The 19,272-nt window shown below is 37.9% G+C and carries 19 protein-coding genes and 1 riboswitch; of the genes, 13 read left to right on the top strand and 6 right to left on the bottom strand.

The features are described 5' to 3' along the window. Nucleotides 1-110: 110 nt before the first annotated feature. Both M3610_RS05845 and M3610_RS05840 read right to left on the bottom strand, forming a co-directional pair. The gene (locus M3610_RS05845) at nt 111-902 is read right to left on the bottom strand and encodes a YqhG family protein (RefSeq protein WP_251457252.1); all 792 of its coding nucleotides are present in this window, start codon (nt 900-902) and stop codon (nt 111-113) included. After that, a complete protein-coding gene (locus M3610_RS05840; protein ID WP_251457250.1) occupies nt 880-2,568 on the bottom strand; it encodes a DEAD/DEAH box helicase in 1,689 nt (562 codons plus the stop codon). Before M3610_RS05840 ends, M3610_RS05845 begins: the two co-directional genes overlap by 23 nt. Before the next feature lie 174 nt (nt 2,569-2,742). After that, nucleotides 2,743-2,830, top strand: a riboswitch (glycine riboswitch). Between the two features lie 172 nt (nt 2,831-3,002). Here M3610_RS05840 and gcvT point away from each other — a divergent pair. From gcvT to gcvPB, 3 genes are read left to right on the top strand one after another with little or no spacing between them, the layout of a single operon-like run. After that, nucleotides 3,003-4,109: a glycine cleavage system aminomethyltransferase GcvT gene (gene gcvT / locus M3610_RS05835; RefSeq protein ID WP_251457248.1), complete on the top strand. Its 1,107-nt coding sequence runs from the start codon at nt 3,003-3,005 to the stop codon at nt 4,107-4,109. An 18-nt stretch (nt 4,110-4,127) separates the two neighbouring features. After that, nucleotides 4,128-5,474, top strand: a complete 1,347-nt coding sequence (gcvPA, locus tag M3610_RS05830; RefSeq protein ID WP_251457246.1) for an aminomethyl-transferring glycine dehydrogenase subunit GcvPA — start codon at nt 4,128-4,130, stop codon at nt 5,472-5,474. Further along, nucleotides 5,467-6,927 carry an aminomethyl-transferring glycine dehydrogenase subunit GcvPB gene (gcvPB, locus tag M3610_RS05825; RefSeq protein WP_251457244.1) on the top strand — a complete coding sequence of 487 codons (1,461 nt, stop codon included), beginning with the start codon at nt 5,467-5,469 and terminating at the stop codon, nt 6,925-6,927. The genes gcvPA and gcvPB overlap by 8 nt, the downstream gene beginning before the upstream one ends. Nucleotides 6,928-6,968: 41 nt before the next feature. Here gcvPB and M3610_RS05820 read toward each other — a convergent pair whose 3' ends face one another. Together M3610_RS05820 and M3610_RS05815 are read right to left on the bottom strand one after the other, a co-directional pair. After that, nucleotides 6,969-7,172, bottom strand: a complete 204-nt coding sequence (locus M3610_RS05820; protein WP_251457242.1) for a hypothetical protein — start codon at nt 7,170-7,172, stop codon at nt 6,969-6,971. Nucleotides 7,173-7,212: 40 nt separating this feature from the next. After that, the gene (locus M3610_RS05815; protein WP_251457240.1) at nt 7,213-7,596 is read right to left on the bottom strand and encodes a rhodanese-like domain-containing protein; all 384 of its coding nucleotides are present in this window, start codon (nt 7,594-7,596) and stop codon (nt 7,213-7,215) included. Nucleotides 7,597-7,788: 192 nt separating this feature from the next. Here M3610_RS05815 and M3610_RS05810 point away from each other — a divergent pair, with 192 nt between their 5' ends. From M3610_RS05810 to M3610_RS05795, 4 genes are all read left to right on the top strand, one after another. Next, on the top strand, nt 7,789-8,625 hold the full coding sequence (locus M3610_RS05810) for a lipoate--protein ligase family protein (protein ID WP_251457238.1): 837 nt from the start codon (nt 7,789-7,791) through the stop codon (nt 8,623-8,625). A gap of 329 nt (nt 8,626-8,954) precedes the next feature. Next, nucleotides 8,955-11,513 carry a vitamin B12-dependent ribonucleotide reductase gene (locus M3610_RS05805; protein ID WP_251457235.1) on the top strand — a complete coding sequence of 853 codons (2,559 nt, stop codon included), beginning with the start codon at nt 8,955-8,957 and terminating at the stop codon, nt 11,511-11,513. Nucleotides 11,514-11,738: 225 nt separating this feature from the next. After that, a complete protein-coding gene (locus tag M3610_RS05800; RefSeq protein ID WP_251457233.1) occupies nt 11,739-12,191 on the top strand; it encodes a C40 family peptidase in 453 nt (150 codons plus the stop codon). Between the two features lie 160 nt (nt 12,192-12,351). After that, nucleotides 12,352-13,236, top strand: coding sequence for a patatin-like phospholipase family protein (locus M3610_RS05795; RefSeq protein WP_251457231.1), 885 nt, complete (start codon nt 12,352-12,354; stop codon nt 13,234-13,236). Nucleotides 13,237-13,285: 49 nt separating this feature from the next. Here M3610_RS05795 and M3610_RS05790 read toward each other — a convergent pair whose 3' ends face one another. Then, nucleotides 13,286-13,681: an SA1362 family protein gene (locus M3610_RS05790; RefSeq protein ID WP_306460572.1), complete on the bottom strand. Its 396-nt coding sequence runs from the start codon at nt 13,679-13,681 to the stop codon at nt 13,286-13,288. Between the two features lie 57 nt (nt 13,682-13,738). Continuing rightward, nucleotides 13,739-14,683, bottom strand: coding sequence for a DUF1385 domain-containing protein (locus M3610_RS05785; protein ID WP_251457229.1), 945 nt, complete (start codon nt 14,681-14,683; stop codon nt 13,739-13,741). Nucleotides 14,684-14,972: 289 nt separating this feature from the next. Here M3610_RS05785 and M3610_RS05780 point away from each other — a divergent pair, with 289 nt between their 5' ends. The 6 genes from M3610_RS05780 to M3610_RS05755 all read left to right on the top strand — a co-directional run bounded on the left by M3610_RS05780 (nt 14,973) and on the right by M3610_RS05755 (nt 19,088). After that, nucleotides 14,973-15,470 (top strand): YqhR family membrane protein, encoded by a 498-nt coding sequence (locus M3610_RS05780; protein WP_251457227.1) that lies wholly within the window; start codon nt 14,973-14,975, stop codon nt 15,468-15,470. A 79-nt stretch (nt 15,471-15,549) separates the two neighbouring features. Further along, the gene (locus M3610_RS05775; protein WP_251457225.1) at nt 15,550-16,611 is read left to right on the top strand and encodes a M24 family metallopeptidase; all 1,062 of its coding nucleotides are present in this window, start codon (nt 15,550-15,552) and stop codon (nt 16,609-16,611) included. 21 nt (nt 16,612-16,632) lie between these two features. Next, entirely contained in the window at nt 16,633-17,190 is a 558-nt protein-coding gene (gene efp, locus M3610_RS05770; RefSeq protein ID WP_098571152.1) for an elongation factor P, read from the top strand. Nucleotides 17,191-17,323: 133 nt separating this feature from the next. Further along, a complete protein-coding gene (locus M3610_RS05765; RefSeq protein WP_311315809.1) occupies nt 17,324-17,827 on the top strand; it encodes a DUF6803 family protein in 504 nt (167 codons plus the stop codon). Between the two features lie 150 nt (nt 17,828-17,977). Beyond that, nucleotides 17,978-18,427, top strand: coding sequence for a PCYCGC domain-containing protein (locus tag M3610_RS05760; protein ID WP_251457223.1), 450 nt, complete (start codon nt 17,978-17,980; stop codon nt 18,425-18,427). A 10-nt stretch (nt 18,428-18,437) separates the two neighbouring features. Beyond that, a complete protein-coding gene (locus M3610_RS05755) occupies nt 18,438-19,088 on the top strand; it encodes a c-type cytochrome (RefSeq protein WP_251457221.1) in 651 nt (216 codons plus the stop codon). Nucleotides 19,089-19,272 lie beyond the last annotated feature (184 nt).

Raw genomic sequence — 19,272 nt, 5'->3', positions numbered from 1 at the left:
ATCCTTCTTTATTTTCAAAAAATATTTTTATTTTTTCAGCAAAATATTTTAAGGGTGTCAGGCACCATGTGAAATTTTCACATGGTGCCTGACACCCTCATTTTGTGCCTTTATATGGCTTTGTCGGTTAGATAGAAGAGGCCTCCGTTGATGAAGGATATGGATATTTTTGGTTCGTATTGCTCTTTTAGGGCTAGTTTTTCCGTTTCGAAGTTTTCATTTTCTTCTTCGACATCTTCATAAAAATGGTTTAAGAGTCGTAAATCCTGCTCCCAGCGTTTTCTTGCGTCTTCAGCCCAGGAGTGGTCATCTTTCTCAATCACGGAAGTTAGATACGCTTCTATCCTTGACATCCCACTCTGCGGCCTCACTAATGGTGATAAGGTAAAGGAATAATCCGGAATTTTTGGTGTTAACGGTATTTGCAGAAGCCTGTCATGGAAATCTTCGACCATTGTTCCGTTTATGAGTTGTAAACCGATGGACTTAAAAATATCACGCTTACGATCACATTGATATGAGATTTTAACATTCATACATAGCCATGGCAGTAAGGGGGTCTGCCTGTTCTGATGGCGATGATTTTCGTAAAGCCGCATATAGCTGGCTAGTTTCTTAGTTGAAGCAAAAATTTGATGTAGACGAGGAGAACCAAAATGAATGATTTCCCCTTTTATATTTTCAGGAGCTGCATCTTGATTCGTGATAAAGGTTAGCCTCATCGGATTTGGAATCCCGCCTGTTTTTTCTAAATAATGCCAGTAAAAAGGGCGGTTCATTAATTCCTTGTCAAGTTCCACTGTTAACTGAACCATTAAATATCCAGGGCCATTCTCCACAATTTCACAATCATTAGCCTGAAAATAGGTCAATAGAAAGTTATGAATTTCCTGCTGCTGCATGGGAATCTCCTTTCTTCATCGATTCTGCAAATTCAATCATTGATGATAAGTTTTCCATTTTTATGCGCATTTCCCCTTCAGTAGAGGATTGTCCGAATATATCTATTAAGTGGTCTTCAATATTGCCAAATTCCAACTTTGTTAAAATATCGTCCAGTTCGCCGATTACTTTTTCGAATAAATGGATTTTTTCATAAAGAAGCTTTAAGATATGCTCCTCGACCGTGTTTTTTATTGCAAAGTTATAAATCATGACATCTTTTTCCTGCCCAAGACGATGAATTCGACCAATCCGCTGTTCTAGCCGCATTGGATTCCATGGCAAATCAAAATTAATTATATGGTTGCAAAATTGAAGATTAATTCCTTCGCCGCCCGCTTCTGTCGCAATTAGAACTTGTGCATGCTTTTGAAATAATTCTCTCATCCAGTCCTTTTTCCCGCGCTTAAACCCGCCGCGAAAAGGGACAGATGTTATTCCATGCTGTTTTAAATACCATTGTAAGTACATTTGAGTGGCTCGATATTCTGTGAAAATAATCACTTTATCATTTACCTTTTGAATTAACTCTAATGCTTTTTCCGCTTTGGAATTTTTCTGAACAGCTTCGACCTTTTTCATTAAATATTGAATTTGTTCTTCGAAAGCTGGAGTTGGATTTTCCTTTTTTTGCAGCATATTCTTTAATGTATAAAAAACGGCCTCTCTGCTGCTGCATGCCTCACGCTGCAACGTCATGACTGAGAATGAACTAGTTTGTACCCAATTCCCTTCGCCTTTTAAGTCTGTAATTGACTCGTAAAGATCTTTCTCCTCAGGGGTACATTCAATTGGAATCGTCTCAACATGCCGTTTTGTCCATTCGATTCCTGTATCTGCCCGCCTGTTCCGAATCATGACCTTGTTTACTAATTCTTTTAAATGTTCATCATCATTTAAGGATCGTGCATCACGCTTGTATTTTTCATAGAATGCCGTTTCGCTCCCTAAATGTCCTGGTTTTAATAACGAAACCAGATTAAAAATTTCCTCGACTCGGTTCTGAATCGGTGTTGCCGTCAACAATAAACAAAATTTCTTTTTCAGATTTTGAACAAATTCGTAGTTTTTTGTTTTGTTATTTTTTAGTTTATGTGCTTCATCAATGATGATGAGATCATAGTCTTGTTGGTAGATAATGTCGCGATGTGGATTACGTTTTGCTGTATCAATCGAGGATACGACGACATCGCACTGTTCCCACACATAGCTTTTTCTTTGTGATATAGCAGGAATGAAAAATTTGCTATTTAGCTCGGTCGACCACTGTGTAACTAAAGAAGCAGGGACAAGGATTAATACCTTTTTCACCAATCCGCGTATCATATATTCTTTTAGAATTAATCCAGCTTCAATTGTTTTTCCGAGCCCAACTTCATCAGCAAGGATAGCTTTTCCGTTCATATTTTCAATTACTTGTTTCGCTGTTTCGAGCTGGTGTGGAAGCGGGGTTAAATTAGATAAATGACTTGGTGCCAATAAACCGTTGAAATCAGGAACAACGAGATGTTTTTCTACTCCAATTGCTAGTTTAAAAAGCTCCCAATTCCCCCATGGACCATCGTTATCGATTCTATGTAAAAAATCATCCTTCCAGGAGGAATCAAATTCAATTTCGATCGACATGGTGTCAACTCCTTTTTTCAATTTCCAGCTTTATTCTTTCAAATAAAATTATTGCCCAATGTATTATTTTAATGGTAGGATGATTATAGTCTTGAATGTTTTAAATATTTTAATAAAGTAATTTATTTTATAAGTATAATTAGTATGACCAATTTGGATAATATTATAATGCGAATGATAACAAGGGGAGAGACTACCTTTGTAGCGCCGAAGGAGCAAGCAGAAATGTGAATCTCTCAGGCAAAAGAACTCTTGTTTGACGCAGCTCTGGAGAGTGCTGATTAGACATTTACAGCCACCAAAGGGGAAAGCCTTTAAAGGTAAACTTTCAGGTGCAAGGACAGAGACCTTCCTAATTTTACATGGGAGGTTTCTGTCCTTTTTTATGGTTATCCTAAGAATAGTATGTGCCAAAGATTGAAGGGGGATTAAGAATGTCTGAATTAAAACGAACTCCGCTTTTTGATGTGTATAAGGAATGGGGAGGAAAAACCATTGATTTCGGTGGTTGGGAGCTGCCAGTTCAATTTTCCAGCATTAAAGAAGAGCATGAAGCTGTTCGCACACGTGCAGGATTATTTGATGTTTCCCATATGGGTGAAGTGGAAGTAAAAGGCAAGAATAGCTTGGATTTTTTACAAAAAATGATGACAAATGACATTTCAAAAATTAAAAATGGCGGTGCCCAGTACACGGCCATGTGTTATGAAAATGGCGGTACTGTCGATGACCTGCTTGTATATAAAATTGAGGACAATCATTACCTGTTAGTTGTTAATGCATCAAATATTGAAAAAGATTATAAGTGGCTTGAAGACCATGTAACTGGAGATGTTACTTTAGAAAACTTATCAGAAAAAACAGCGCAGCTTGCCCTTCAAGGACCACTTGCAGAAAAAGTACTGCAAAAGCTCGCTGGGAATACGGATTTGAGTGGGATTGGTTTTTTCAAATTCCAGCAAGAAGTAATCCTTAATGGGAAAAAATCCTTAGTATCAAGAACAGGATATACCGGTGAAGACGGTTTTGAAGTATATTGTGATGCAGAGGATGCAGTTGATCTTTGGAAAGATATTTTAGCAGCAGGTAAGGAAGACGGAGTAATTCCTGTTGGATTAGGTGCCCGCGATACACTGCGTTTTGAAGCAGTATTAGCACTTTATGGCCAAGAACTTTCTGCAGAAATTTCACCACTAGAAGCAGGGATTGGCTTTGCCGTGAAATTATCCAAGGAAGTTGATTTTATTGGGAAAGAAGCATTAATCCAACAAAAGGAAAAGGGCTTACCAAGAAAATTGGTAGGAATTGAAATGATTGATCGTGGGATTCCACGTCATGGATACCCAGTATATAGTGGGGATCAGTTAATTGGTGAGGTTACAACAGGCACTCAATCACGAACTTTAAAGAAAAATATTGGTCTTGCTCTAATTAATTCGGAATTTACAGGCCTTGAATCCGTTGTTGAAGTGGAGATTCGCGGTAAACGCTTAAAGGCTACTGTCGTTCCAACACCTTTTTATAAAAGAGAAAAGAAATAACAGAAGGGAGTTAGTTTTATGAAACATCGCTATTTACCTATGACTGAACAAGATAAGAATGCTATGCTCGAGGCAATTGGTGTTTCCTCTATTGATGAACTGTTTAGCGATATCCCTGAAAAAGTAAGATTTAAGGGTGAATACAATATCAAAGCAGCTAAGTCTGAAACAGCCTTAATGAAAGAACTGTTTAATATGGCTAGCAGGAACGCTGACCTAAAAAGAAATGTTTCTTTTATTGGTGCAGGTGTATATGACCATTACATGCCTGTTATTGTCGACCATGTTATTTCTAGATCAGAATTTTATACAGCTTATACACCATATCAACCAGAAATATCTCAAGGTGAACTTCAAGCAATCTTTGAATTTCAAACGATGATTTGTGAATTAACTGGCATGGATGTGGCCAATTCCTCTATGTATGATGGCGGAACAGCACTTGCTGAAGCAGCAATGCTTAGTGCGGGCCATACAAAAAGAAAAACAATTATAGTCTCTAGTGCCGTACATCCTGAAGCACGCGATGTTCTTAAAACATATGCAAAGGGTCAGTACCTCAATGTGGTCGAAGTACCTGTGAAAGATGGAGTTACGGATCTAGAAGCATTAAAAGGGCTCGTAAATGAGGATGTTGCAGCTGTTATTGTCCAATATCCAAACTTCTTTGGCCGAATCGAGCCTTTAAAAGAGCTGGAAGAAATTATCCACGCAAACAAGTCCATGTTTGTAGTTTCAAGCAATCCATTATCCCTTGGGGTGTTAACACCACCAGGCAAATTTGGTGCCGACATAGTGATTGGTGATGCCCAGCCGTTTGGTATTCCAACAGCATTTGGCGGACCTCACTGCGGATATTTCGCAGTTACTACTAAATTAATGAGAAAAGTTCCTGGACGTCTTGTTGGACAGACGACAGATGACCAAGGCCGTCGTGGGTTTGTTTTAACCTTGCAAGCTCGTGAACAGCATATCCGTCGTGATAAGGCGACATCAAATATTTGTTCCAACCAAGCTTTAAATGCCCTTGCAGCATCTGTGGCAATGACAGCTTTAGGTAAAAAGGGTGTACATGAGATGGCGGCTGCCAACTTACAAAAGGCTCATTATGCAAAAAATGCATTTAAGGAAGCTGGCTTTGAAGTGGTATATGATGGTCATTCATTCAACGAATTCGTTGTAAAATTAAATAAACCTGTCAAAGAAATTAATCAACAGCTTTTACAAAAAGGAATTATTGGCGGCTATGATTTGGGTCGTGATTATCCAGATCTTGTTAACCATATGCTGATTGCTGTAACAGAACAACGCTCGAAGGAAGAAATTGATACTCTAGTGAAAGAATTGGGGGATTTCCATGCATAATCAAGACCAGGCACTCATTTTTGAACTTAGCACACCAGGCCGCATCGGTTATAGTCTGCCAGAAATGGATGTACCAGAGCTAGATCTCAATGGACTTCTTCCTGATGGTTATATTCGTACGGAAGAGCCAGAACTTCCTGAGGTTTCAGAACTTGATATTATGCGCCACTACACGGCACTATCAAAAAGAAATCATGGTGTTGATTCAGGATTTTATCCACTCGGCTCTTGTACAATGAAATATAATCCAAAAATTAATGAAAATGTAGCACGCTTTAACGGCTTTGCACATGTCCATCCGCTGCAAGATGAAAGTTCTGTACAAGGTGCACTTGAACTTTTATATGATTTGCAGGAGCATTTAATTGAAATTACCGGGATGGATGAAGTGACTCTGCAGCCAGCAGCTGGAGCACATGGGGAATGGACCGGTTTAATGATGATCCGTGCTTACCATGAAGCCAACGGTGATATGAAACGTACAAAAGTTATTGTTCCTGATTCCGCACATGGGACAAATCCAGCATCAGCAACAATTGCAGGTCTAGAAACCATTACCGTTAAATCCAATGAACATGGTCTAGTTGACCTTGAAGATTTAAGAAGAGTGGTTGGTGAAGATACTGCAGCACTAATGTTAACCAATCCGAATACGCTTGGTTTATTTGAAGAAAACATTCTTGAATTAGCTGAAATTGTTCATGAAGCAGGTGGAAAGCTTTATTATGATGGAGCTAACTTAAATGCGGTCCTTTCAAAAGCACGTCCGGGAGATATGGGGTTTGATGTGGTTCACTTAAACCTTCATAAAACGTTTACAGGCCCACACGGTGGCGGCGGTCCTGGTTCTGGCCCAGTCGGTGTCAAAGCAGATTTGATTCCGTTCCTTCCTAAACCAATTATCACAAAACAAGGCGATGAGTTTGTTCTTGATTATGATCGCCCACTGTCAATAGGTCGTGTGAAGCCATATTACGGAAACTTTGGCATTAATGTTCGTGCGTACACATATATTCGCTCGATGGGTCCGGATGGATTAAAAGCAGTAACAGAGTATGCTGTATTAAACGCGAACTACATGATGAGAAGGCTTGCTGAATATTACGATCTACCATTTGATCGTCATTGTAAGCATGAATTTGTCCTTAGCGGAAGACGTCAGAAGAAATTAGGTGTCCGCACATTAGATATTGCGAAACGACTGCTCGATTTTGGCTATCATCCGCCAACCATTTACTTCCCGTTGAATGTAGAAGAATGTATCATGATTGAACCGACAGAAACCGAATCAAAAGAGACATTAGATTCATTCATCGATATTATGATCCAAATTGCTAAAGAAGCTGAGGAAAATCCAGAAATCGTTCAAGAAGCCCCACATACAACAGTGGTCGGCCGTATGGATGAAACAAAAGCTGCTCGTAAGCCAGTCTTAAAATATCAAAAAGCTTAAATATTAGAAAGGTCAGATTCGAAAATGGAATCTGACCTTCTCTATTTTTTATATAAAGGCTGTGTTAAACTTGTCTGTTGATTTCCGTTCCAGGCGCTTCGCTTTCCGCGGGCGTTGCGGGGAGCCTCCTCGGCGCTTTCAGCACCTGTGGGGTCTCCCCAGCCCCGTACTCCCGCAGGAGTCTTCGCGCCCTCCACTCCAATCATCTGAGTGCCAAAATCAACATTAACCTTTAACACAGCCAAAATAAAAAAGGCCCCGAAATACGGAACCTTGTTTATCTCATTATTTCTTCGTTTTAACTTTACCAGACCATTTTTTAAACCCGCCTTGTAATTGGGTTAGATCCCGGTAACCTTTTCGGTGTAAGAATTGTGCTGCACGGGCGCTGCGCATCCCACTTTGGCAGTATAAATATACCGGCATATCAGGTCGAATTTCTTTCATGCGCATTTTCATTTGTGACATGGGGATATTACGTGATCCTAAAATATGGCCGCCTTCGAATTCGTTTGCTTCACGAACATCTATTAGTTGTGCCTTTCTGTATCCCGCACGGAATTCTTCTTCTGTTACCGTTTTAACAATCCTTTTCTGATAGAAATAGGTGAAAACGGAATAGATGATAACTGCTACAATGATAATTAATAAGGGATAAAGTGAACTCAATTTCTTTTTGCTCCTTTCAAGCTTTCCTGCACTAGTTTATTATATAAGCCAATCTCATAAAGATAAAGATGAATGCTAAAAAATCTTTTCAAAACTTCCTAAATTAATTATAGCAGAAACATCTTATTTTGAATCTATATCAGATTTTGGTAGACTTAAACTCGTAATAATATAAAAAATGAGGTCATTATAATGAAAAAAGAAGTTTGGCGTTTTATTGATACTGGAAATAGTTCACCATCTTTTAATATGGCTTTAGATGAGGCGCTGCTCGATTGGCATAGTGAGGGGAAAATTCCTCCAGTGATTCGATTCTATGGCTGGAACCCAGCAACCCTGTCAGTAGGATATTTTCAAAAAGTGGAAAAGGAAATTGATATGGAAGCAGTTAAGGCTCATCAATTAGGTTTTGTCAGGAGACCTACAGGCGGCCGTGGAGTACTTCATGAGCACGAGCTTACGTACAGTGTAATCGTTTCTGAAGACCATCCAGAAATGCCAAATTCAGTGACAGAAGCCTATCGTGTGATATCTGAAGGTATTTTAAAAGGATTTCACCATTTAGGACTTGAGGCATACTTTGCTGTCCCAAAAACAGCGGAGGAAAGAGATGCATTAAAAAACCCTCGATCTGCTGTTTGCTTTGATGCCCCAAGTTGGTATGAGCTTGTGGTCGAAGGCAGAAAGGTAGCTGGCAGTGCACAAACAAGGCAAAAGGGAGTCATATTACAGCATGGATCCATATTGTTAGATTTAGATGAGGATAAATTATTTAGTTTATTTAAATATCCTAGTGAAAGGGTAAAGGAACGAATGAGGAAAGCCTTTAAGGATAAAGCGGTTGCTATCAACGCTATTAGTCCGAGGAGAATTTCTCTTGAGGAAGCAAAGGAAGCTTTTTATAAGGGCTTTGCGGAAGGTCTAAATGTTGAACTAGAGCCTTATCAATTAAATGAACAAGAGCTAGCCTACGTTAATAAGATTGCAAAAGAGCGCTATGAGAATGATGAATGGAATTATAAGAGATAATTGGAAGCGGCGACATGTCGCTTCTTTGTTATTTGAGCAAAATAAGCAACCTGCGAATTTTGTTGAATTTTCCTGATTTATGACGAAAATCTTATTATTGCTATTGATTACTATTAATTATATTAATTTTTGAGTTTGACAAAAAGAATCTTGTTTGTTTGATTTACAATATATAGTGGTGTCGAAAATATTTTCGGTACTATATATTGATATTTAGTTGATTTATTCTAGGTGCCTATGATAACCTAAAAATACAAACCAACTAGATATAGCGCAATACTGCTAGATTTAGCACAATAGGTAGATATTAACATGAAGGAGTTGTTCTCATGTCTGTAGTTTTTAGACATACAATGAATATTGATTTTGAAAGGTTGAATGAGGATATCCGCTTATTCCCCCAGGTGCATCCAGTTACCCCAGATATGAAAATAACTCACAAAGGTGTTTCTCGTTTGGTAATGTTGGACCGCTATACCTTTAAAGACACTGCAAAAATTACCCTTTCTAACGACGACTTCGTTGTTTTAACTATAAAAGAAGATCCGAAATTTCCAGCACGCGGCCTTGGCTATATCCAGGAAATCGATTGGGAAAAGAAAAAAGCAAAAGTTTTAGTGGAAGAGGAGTTTAGAGGAGTACTCGATGATCCTGAAGAAGCTAGCACAGGTGTGATTACTAGGTCATTAGATGTGATTGAAAAGCCGTTAGAGCTTTTCTACGAGCAAATTGCGAAGCGTAATGCTACTGGTCTGGCCTCTGTCGAAGAAACGGAAGAGAAGCGAAGAGAATGGACAGAACGGTTTTATCAAGAACTTGTAAACATGAACTTCATTCCTGCAGGCCGCGTTCTTTACGGTGCTGGGGCAGATACCGATGTTACTTACTTCAATTGCTATGTTATGCCTTTTGTCCCAGACTCACGTGAGGGTATCTCTGACCATCGTAAGCAGGTGATGGAGATTATGAGCCGTGGCGGCGGAGTTGGTACAAATGGCTCAACATTGAGACCGCGTAATACACTGGCCAGAGGCGTAAATGGTAAATCATCTGGTTCGGTTTCATGGTTGGATGATATTGCGAAGTTGACACATTTGGTTGAGCAGGGTGGATCAAGACGTGGAGCTCAGATGATCATGTTAGCAGACTGGCATCCAGACATTATTGAATTTATTATCTCTAAGATGCAAAATCCTAGAATTCTACGATTCTTAATTGAAAATACAAATGATGATACGATCAAAAAACTTGCAAAAGATAAATTAAAGTTTACCCCTCTAACTCTAAGTGAAACTGCAATGTACCAAGGAATTGTAAATTATAAAAACATTCAAGGTTTCGGTGGATTTGATGAAAAAATCATTGCTGATGCAGAAGAGAAATTATTAACCGGTGGTAACTACACGGTACACAATTCTGAGTTCCTTACTGGTGCAAATATTTCTGTTTGTTTAACAAAGGAATTTATGGAAGCTGTTGAAAACGATAGTGATTACGAACTGCGCTTCCCATATGTTGAACACTATGATCAAGAAGAAATGAAGATTTATAATGAAGAATGGCATAAAGTGGGAGATGTCCGCGAGTGGGAAAAACTTGGACATAAAGTACGGGTGTACAAAAAGTTCAAAGCAAAAGAACTATGGAACCTTATCAATATTTGTGCTACCTACTCAGCAGAACCAGGAATATTTTTTATCGACAATGCCAACGACATGACCAATGCAAAAGCATATGGCCAACAGGTAGTTGCAACAAACCCATGTGGGGAACAACCACTTGCACCATTTTCCGTCTGTAACCTTGCAGCAGTCAACTTGGCGGAAATGGCTGATAAAGAAACAAAGACGGTCGATTTTGAAAAGCTTAAGCGAACAGTAGCCGTAGGAGTTCGGATGCAGGATAATGTCATCAATGCAACACCATACTTTCTTGAAGAAAATAAAAAGCAGGCACTTGGTGAGCGACGTGTAGGGCTTGGAGTAATGGGCTTGCATGACATGCTGATTTATTGTGAAACAAAGTATGGATCACCAGAAGGAAACGAACTAGTCGATCAAGTTTTTGAAGTAATTGCAACTACTGCATACAGAACTTCAATTGAATTGGCGAAAGAAAAAGGAAGTTTCCCATTCTTAACTGGGAAAACAACAGGTGAAACTAACCGATTACGTCAAGCTTTCATCGATACAGGGTATATGAAGAAAATGCCTGAAGATATCCGCCAATCTATTTTAGAAAGTGGAATTAGGAACTCTCATTTACTAACGGTTGCTCCCACGGGATCTACTGGAACAATGGTTGGAGTCTCCACCGGCTTAGAGCCTTATTTCTCATTCTCTTACTTCCGCAGCGGACGTCTTGGTAAATTTATTGAAGTCAAAGCGGATATCGTGAAAGAATACCTTGATAAGCACCCTGAAGCGGATGAAAATAATCTTCCACATTGGTTTGTTACTGCGATGGAACTTACGACAGAAGCACATGCAGATGTTCAATGTGTCATCCAGCGCTGGATCGACAGTTCCATTAGTAAAACAGTCAACGCACCAAAAGGGTATAGCGTAGAACAGGTTGAAAAAGTATACCAGCGTTTATATCGTGGCGGAGCAAAAGGTGGAACTGTTTATGTTGATGGCTCACGTGATTCACAGGTACTAACACTGAAAGCAGAAGAAAACACTAATGAACAATTATCCATTTTTAATGAACAACCAAAACAGCATGTGGTCCTTGTTGATACAATCAGTGAACTTCGTTCAACAAGTGTGACCATCGGATCAGAAGTAGGAAACACATGCCCGGTGTGCCGTACCGGTAAGGTAAAAGAAATGGGCGGCTGCAACACGTGTACTAACTGCGGAGCCCAATTGAAATGTGGTTTATAATTTGTGAGTAATTAATGGGGGAAGAGTTTCCCCCATTTTTTTTGCGTGATAAATGTCGATAAATCTGATAATTAATATGAAATTTACTACAATTCAAATAAATATTTACTAGAATTTTTAGAATAAAGTCGAAATTTGTAATATAACTGTAATCTAGCTGTTACTTCGGTGTTAATCTTTTTTTGTATATTAATAGTATCGAAGCACACAGGGGGATTAAACAAGATGTTGAAAAAGATCATAACAGCCATGATGGCTATGACAATAATTCTAAGTTCATTGTTTACCACCATGGGTGAAAAAGCAGAAGCGGCCTATTATCATACAAAAGCAATCTCAGTTGCAAAAGCAAATCTTGGCGTCCCATATAGGTGGGGTGGGTTATCTCCAAGAGGATTTGACTGTTCAGGTTTGGTTAAATATTCTTATGGTAAGGCTGGCAAAGTATTGCCTAGAACGGCAGCAGACATGTACTACAAAAAAGGATACCGTGTGAAATCTTTAAAGGTCGGGGACTTAATGTTCTTCTCTCAAAATAAGGCAAGCAAACCTAGTCATGTAGCGATTTACATAGGTGGCGGAAAAATGATTCAATCATCATCTTCAAAGGGCGTTTCAATTGCATCTACAAGCAACAGTTATTGGAAGCCAAGATTTATTGGAGCAAAAAGATTTTAATGAATAGTTAAGCGGTTTCAACCTCATTAATAAACCAAGAACATCGTGCAGAGTCGATGTTCTTTTTTATTTACAAATTTTTTTTACTTGTCTACCGTACTATTTATGAATGCAACTGCTTAAAGATGTAAAAATAACTTCATCTTTAGGAGTGACTGCCATGTTTATAGACGGCGTTTTTTCCGGAGGAGGAATAAAAGGGTTTGCCTTAATTGGAGCCTGTGCAGAAATAGAAGATAAAGGTTTGCGATTTGTAAGGTTGGCAGGAACAAGTGCAGGATCCATCGTTGCTGCATTAATCGCCGCCGGTTATACCAGTAAAGAAATTTTCCAACTGGTCGACGAATTAGATCTTTCAAAACTACTGGATACCCGAAAAACAATCATTCCATTCCCATTTGCTAAATGGCTGTTTGTCTATTGGAGGCTGGGTCTTTATAAGGGAAACGAGCTTGAAAAATGGCTTTGTGAAAAACTTGAGGCTAAAGGGTTAAAAACATTTGCAGATTTACCCCCTCAGGCCCTTAGGGTCATCGCTTCAGACCTTTCAAATGGGCGAATGATTGTTTTACCAGACGACTTACAGAAGTATGGCATCTCACCAGGCTCCTTTTCCATTGCTAAAGCGATAAGAATTAGCTGCAGTATCCCATATTTTTTTGAGCCAGTAAAAATGCGTTCAATGGACGGTATGAATGTATTAGTTGACGGAGGAGTTTTGAGCAATTTTCCAATGTGGCTTTTTGATCAAGAGAATGTACAAAAAGTAAGACCAGTGCTCGGAATTAAATTAAACGCTAGTGAATATGAGCATGAAAAACATAAAATCAAAAATGCGGTACAATTATTTGCTGCCTTATTTGAAACGATGAAAGATGCCCACGATTCCAGGTATATTTCCAAAAAACATGTAAAGAATATAATCTTTATCCCAACTGAAGGTGTTTTATTTACGGAATTTTCATTAACAGAAGAAAAGAAACACGAATTATTTAATTTAGGAAAAGAAAAAGCGAAACAATTTTTGAAAACATGGGGGTATTAATTAGGATATATTTTTATGCTTCTTCATAAAAATATAAAAAATCGAGCGCCTATAGTGACGCTCGATTTTTCTTTTTCCCCTTTTTGCCGTCGATAACGGTCAAATGTGCAGGAGATTTCTTTTTTGTCTTGTTGCTTTTCTTTAATGAGGCTAAAGTTCCGAGAGAAGAAGTCTTAACAGTTCCTTCCCCGCTCTTTTGTTGTAATCGTTTTTTTGATTTTTTTGCTGCTTTTAGAAATGCCCGCTGCTCTTTTTTCTGAGGGCTTGAGCCGGTAAACTTTCGAACTAGGAAATAAACGACTAAAACAACCAGTGCCATGACAGCTATACTTTGAATGAAACCGGCTGGATTAGCTGTAAATGTACCAATAACACCAAGTAATGCTAGAATGATAAGTCCCCCAATAACCACATTAACAAATGTCCGATTTTTCAAGAAAGCCACCTCCCTAAGAGCATCTTAAGCATTTTTATAATCTTTTAAACACGATAAAACAAAGATTTAGACAATTTCTTCACTTTCTATGGAGAACTCAGTTTCTTTCTCCATTTTCAATAATCGGTTAAAAGAAAGGATCGCCACTTCCACTTGGTCATCTTGAGGTTCCTTCGTTGTTATTAATTGAAGCCAAAGACCAGGTATCCCAAGATATTTCAAGACAGGAACATCTCTGAGTTTGTTTGTCACTTGAAGAATTTCAAAGGCGATTCCTAGAACAACCGGGATTAAAAGGAGTCGGTCGACAACCCGTAACCAAAGCGGAGTAGTAGGTACAAACATGTAAACAAAAACACCTACAATTACAGTAAATAAAATGAAACTGCTCCCACAGCGGTAATGGAGTCGAGAATGAGCCTGCACATTTTCTACAGTTAACTCTACACCTGCTTCAAACGTATTAATTACTTTATGTTCAGCTCCGTGATATTGAAACACTCTTTTTATCAATGGAGTAAGGGAGACAAAATAAATATAAGCTATTAGTAAGATTAGTTTAAAAAAGCCTTCCACTAGCACTTGAGCAAAATCTGAAGGGAAAATTGGTTTTGTTAAAACGGCAAGAAAAACTGGAATTAATGTAAAAGCGAATTTACCAAATAAAAATGAGATGACACCAATTGCTGCTACACCAAGATACATGGTTAATTTAGATACTTCTTTTTCTTTTATGATTTCATCTTCTTTTGGGTCAACATCAAATCTTTCCGTTGAAAAGTTTAAATGTTTTGATCCATTTGCACTCGACTCAATAATGGCAATAATCCCACGTAGAAAAGGGATTTTTTTTAACATTGTAAAATAAGGATTTGCTTTGCGTGGCAAATGAAAATATTCTACAGATTGATCCTTTCTGCGAACCGCAGTAACATAATGATGCTTACCGCCAAACATAACACCTTCGACAACCGCTTGGCCGCCATAAACAGGTTTTTGCGAACTAGACATATACATAACACCAACCTAATCAAAAGTTGCACAACAGCAGAAGTAGAAAAAATCTGTATGTACTTAATTCTATTCTACTAGAAAAACAAAAAAACCTCTAGGAATGACATAATATTTCCAATTAAAAAGTTTTTTTTTATGCAAGGGATTGAATACCTAAGGACATAATAAAAAATGGAGTTTATTATGGCTTTTTGTTGACCCTGTATTGTTTTAGGGACAGTATTACATGAATGATGGACGGCAAATAAGGCAGCAAAGAAGCAGAATGTTAATGGAGGTTGTTATTATGTCAAATGAGCAAAAACTAAGTAATTATCCTAAACCCATGTCCTTTCCGGTAATGGTCTTTTGGACAGGGTTATTTGGAGGCTTGTTTTGGGGAACAATTGGCTGGATTGCTTCCTATTTTAGTTTTACAGAAATTCGTCCTACTGTCCTACTGGAGCCCTGGGCGCTAGGCGATTGGAAGCATGAATGGCTTGGTACACTCATTTCCATCATTTTAATTGGAATTTGTTCAGTGGTTGCTGCATTTATTTACTATGCAGCCTTGAAAAAGTTCAAAGGTTTTTGGTTTGGTCTGGCGTATGGTCTTGTATTGTTTGCAGTGGTATTTTTCTTACTTAATCCACTCTTTCCGGGAATTAAGCCCTTCTTTGATTTAAACAGGGATACAATCATAACTTCCGTTTGTTTATATATCGTATATGGAATTTTTATTGGATATTCCATAAATTATGAGTATCAAAATAATAAAGTTCAAGAGAAAGAGGAATCAGCCTAAGTTTCGATTAGTCGGATTTGGTAGGTTATGATAAAATATTTTTGTCCTCATTGATTTGAAAAGGAGAGTGGAGAATATCATGGAAAAAATAGAAAAATTGAGATCTAATTTTTCAACACATGGAATAGATGGGATCTTGATCACAAGTCCATTTAATCGAAGGTATATATCTAACTTTACTGGTACCGCAGGTGTTGTATTAATTAGTGCAGATAAAGCGCAGTTTCTTACAGATTTCCGCTATATTGAACAAGCAGCTAAACAATGTCAGGGATTTGAGATTATAAAGACTACAGGATCTATCCCTGAGGAGGTAGCGGTCCAAGCAAAGAAACTTGGTATTCAAAAGCTTGGATTTGAAGCGGATTTTCTAACGTTTTCTTCTTTTAAATTATATGATAAGGAATTGGAAGCTGAACTAGTACCAATTTCCGGAGTAATTGAAAAGTTACGCTTGATAAAGACGGATTCAGAGCTTAAGATATTAAAGGTGGCAGCTGATATCGCGGATGCTGCATTTAAACATATTTTAGACTTCATTCGTCCAGGAAAAACGGAATTAGAAGTATCGAATGAGTTAGAGTTTTTTATGAGAAGAGCTGGTGCTACATCTTCTTCATTTGATACGATTGTTGCTTCAGGTCATCGCTCTGCACTTCCTCATGGTGTGGCAAGTGACAAAGTTATTGAGGCTGGAGATATTGTAACAATGGATTATGGATGTTATTACAATGGTTATGTATCTGATATTACAAGAACCGTGGCAGTTGGTGAGCCGGATGCCAAGCTTAAAGAGATTTATGAAATTGTTCTTGAAGCCCAATTACGTGGGATGGCGGGAATCAAACCAGGATTGACCGGTAAAGAAGCAGATGCAATCACACGAGATTACATAACAGAAAAAGGTTATGGTGAATACTTTGGACATTCAACTGGACATGGAATAGGACTGGAGATTCATGAGGGTCCAGGATTGTCGATGAAATCAGATGTCGTTTTAGAACCTGGCATGGTGGTAACATGTGAACCGGGCATTTATATCCCAGGTCTTGGCGGTGTTCGAATTGAAGATGATACGTTGATTACAAAAGACCATAACGAAGCACTTACACATTCTACAAAAGAACTAATTATACTGTAACGATTTTAGGAGGATTTTAACATGATATCTGTAAATGATTTTAAAACAGGATTAACAATTGAAGTTGATGGAGGCCTATGGCGTGTTCTGGATTTCCAACACGTAAAGCCAGGTAAGGGTGCAGCGTTTGTTCGTTCCAAACTTCGTAACCTACGTAATGGTGCCATTCAAGAAAAAACGTTTCGTGCAGGTGAAAAAGTAGAGAAAGCTCAAATTGATAATCGTAAAATGCAATATTTATATGCAAGCGGCGATAATCATGTGTTTATGGATATGGAATCTTATGAGCAGGTAGAATTACCAGCAGCAAACATTGAGTATGAATTAAAGTTCTTAAAAGAAAACATGGAAGTACACATTATGATGTTTAACTATGAAACCCTAGGGATTGAATTACCAAACAACGTTACTTTAGAAGTGACTGAAACAGAGCCAGGGATTAAAGGTGATACATCTTCCGGCGGTACTAAAAATGCTACTCTTGAAACTGGACTTAATGTTCAAGTGCCTTTCTTTATCAATCAAGGTGATAAATTAATTATTAACACTTCTGATGGTTCATACGTTTCTCGTGCATAATCATGATCAAAGCCTTAGTCCGATAATTACGGACTAAGGCTTTTTTTTAACAATTTCTCCATACTTTCTCCTAAGTTTCTGCACACTTTTTCACTACATTAAGGATGTAGAAAAATTAAAGGAGAAGATGAATATGAATATGAATATGACGCATTATATGGGATTATTAGCAGACAATCAACCTTGGAATTTATTGATTTTTATGGCGGTTCCAGTCATTTGTGCAGAAATCCTTGCGATTTCGGAAATAGCGATATTGTTTACAAGAAAATTAGATGGTGCACTAAAAAAATTGAATAAAGTAACAGGTATCTTTGCAGGCTTTTATTTTACCGGAATATTTATTTACCTTATGAAATCGGCTTATATACCATTAACTGTTAATGGGGAGTGGAAAGGTTGGATTGACGTTACAGCTGTTACTTTCTATTTACTTGGAATCATCCCATTTCTTGGAATGGCGCTGCTTGATTTAGGTCTTATTTTCAGACATAAAACTGAGGAAGAAAAACTGAAAATTCATGCTATATTTGTAAGTATTTTTCTAGTAGTTGCTCACATCGCAATGATATTTGGGATGATTGACCCATCACTTGGAACCGGTTCACCTTCTAGTCACGATATGATGAATATGTAATAAAGGATGAATAAGCAATGAGGAAAAAGTTAATAACTTAAACTACTTAAAAAACTTCACGAAATAGTAAGATTTAGTTACATTTTGACTAATCTCTTTTTGCTAAACTTAAAGAGTATTTAATACTATAGGGAAGGGGGGCAATAGATATTGAAACGAATTACATCTCTCTTGTTCCTTGGGATTTTGTTTGCCATTGTTGCAGCTGGCTGCAGTTCCAAACTAAGTGATGAAACCTGGAAACTTGATAAAAAACATTCGCCATTACCAGATTTTGTTCTGAATACATCTGAAAAGGTTAATGAAACTTATGTTATGGCTGCAACTTATCCAGAAGTGGTAGCTTCGGTTCCTTGCTATTGTGGTTGCGTTGTCGAAGGGCATAAGAGCAATTTAGATTGCTTTGTAAAGCAGGTTGGTGAAAATAATGCAGTGACAGAGTGGGATTCACACGGAATATCTTGCGACACTTGTATCGATATAGCTAGAGATGCAGTTGAGATGCATCTTAGTGGAAAAAGTCCTAATAAAATTTATCAATTAATTACAGGTAAATATGAAGATATTGGGGAGCCAACCCCAACGCCCGAACCTAAGTAAGGGGTAACCCATGAAGAAAATATTAATCGGATTTTATATTTTGATTATTATTGGCATTATTGTCAGTATTAGTAATAGTGGCATTTTTAATAGCAAGAAGTCAGAGGCTATTGCTGCAGGTGAGAAAATCTACAAAAAAAATTGTATCTCCTGTCACGGTGAGACTGGAAAAGGAGAAGGCACAAAAACTGGAACGGCGTTAAATAGCCAGAATTTTTTAAGCAATGTATCCGATAAAGATTTGTATAATTATATGAAGTATGGAAGAGATGGCACGGTTATGCCTGCCTACGGTCCCAGACTATCAGACAAGGACTTAAAGAATCTTGTTGCTTTTATTAGAGACTGGCAAACGAAGGAAATAACATTTGATACTCCAAAAACAATTGCTGGTGATCCTGAGCGTGGGATGGCGCAATTTAACTTGTATTGCCTTAACTGCCATGGTGAAGCTGGTATTGGTAAGGAGAAAATGGGAACAGCGCTTTCTAATCCACAATATTTGAAATACACTACTGATAAACAAATTTGGATTGATGCAGCTTATGGGCGTGAAGAAACACGGATGGGACCTTCATTAAAAGGTTTAGAAGGTGCACGTCAACTGAAGGAAAAGGATATTACCGATATTGTTACTTATATCCGTTCGTTGGAGAAGTAAAAACTATACTATTGTTGTAAGACCTGAATCTATCAAGTGGATTCAGGTTTTTTTTTGAATAGGGACCAAATGTGAACAATTTGTTGTGGATTTTTGACGAAAACGCAACGATTTATATCCTTTAACAAAATGTTCAAGAGTGATTCAACAAATAAGATTGGATAAAGATTATATTTATTCCAAA

The organism is Neobacillus sp. MER 74, assembly GCF_023714155.1.
The sequence above is the reverse complement of the archived record's forward strand: the minus strand, read 5'-3'. Positions and strand labels throughout refer to the sequence as shown.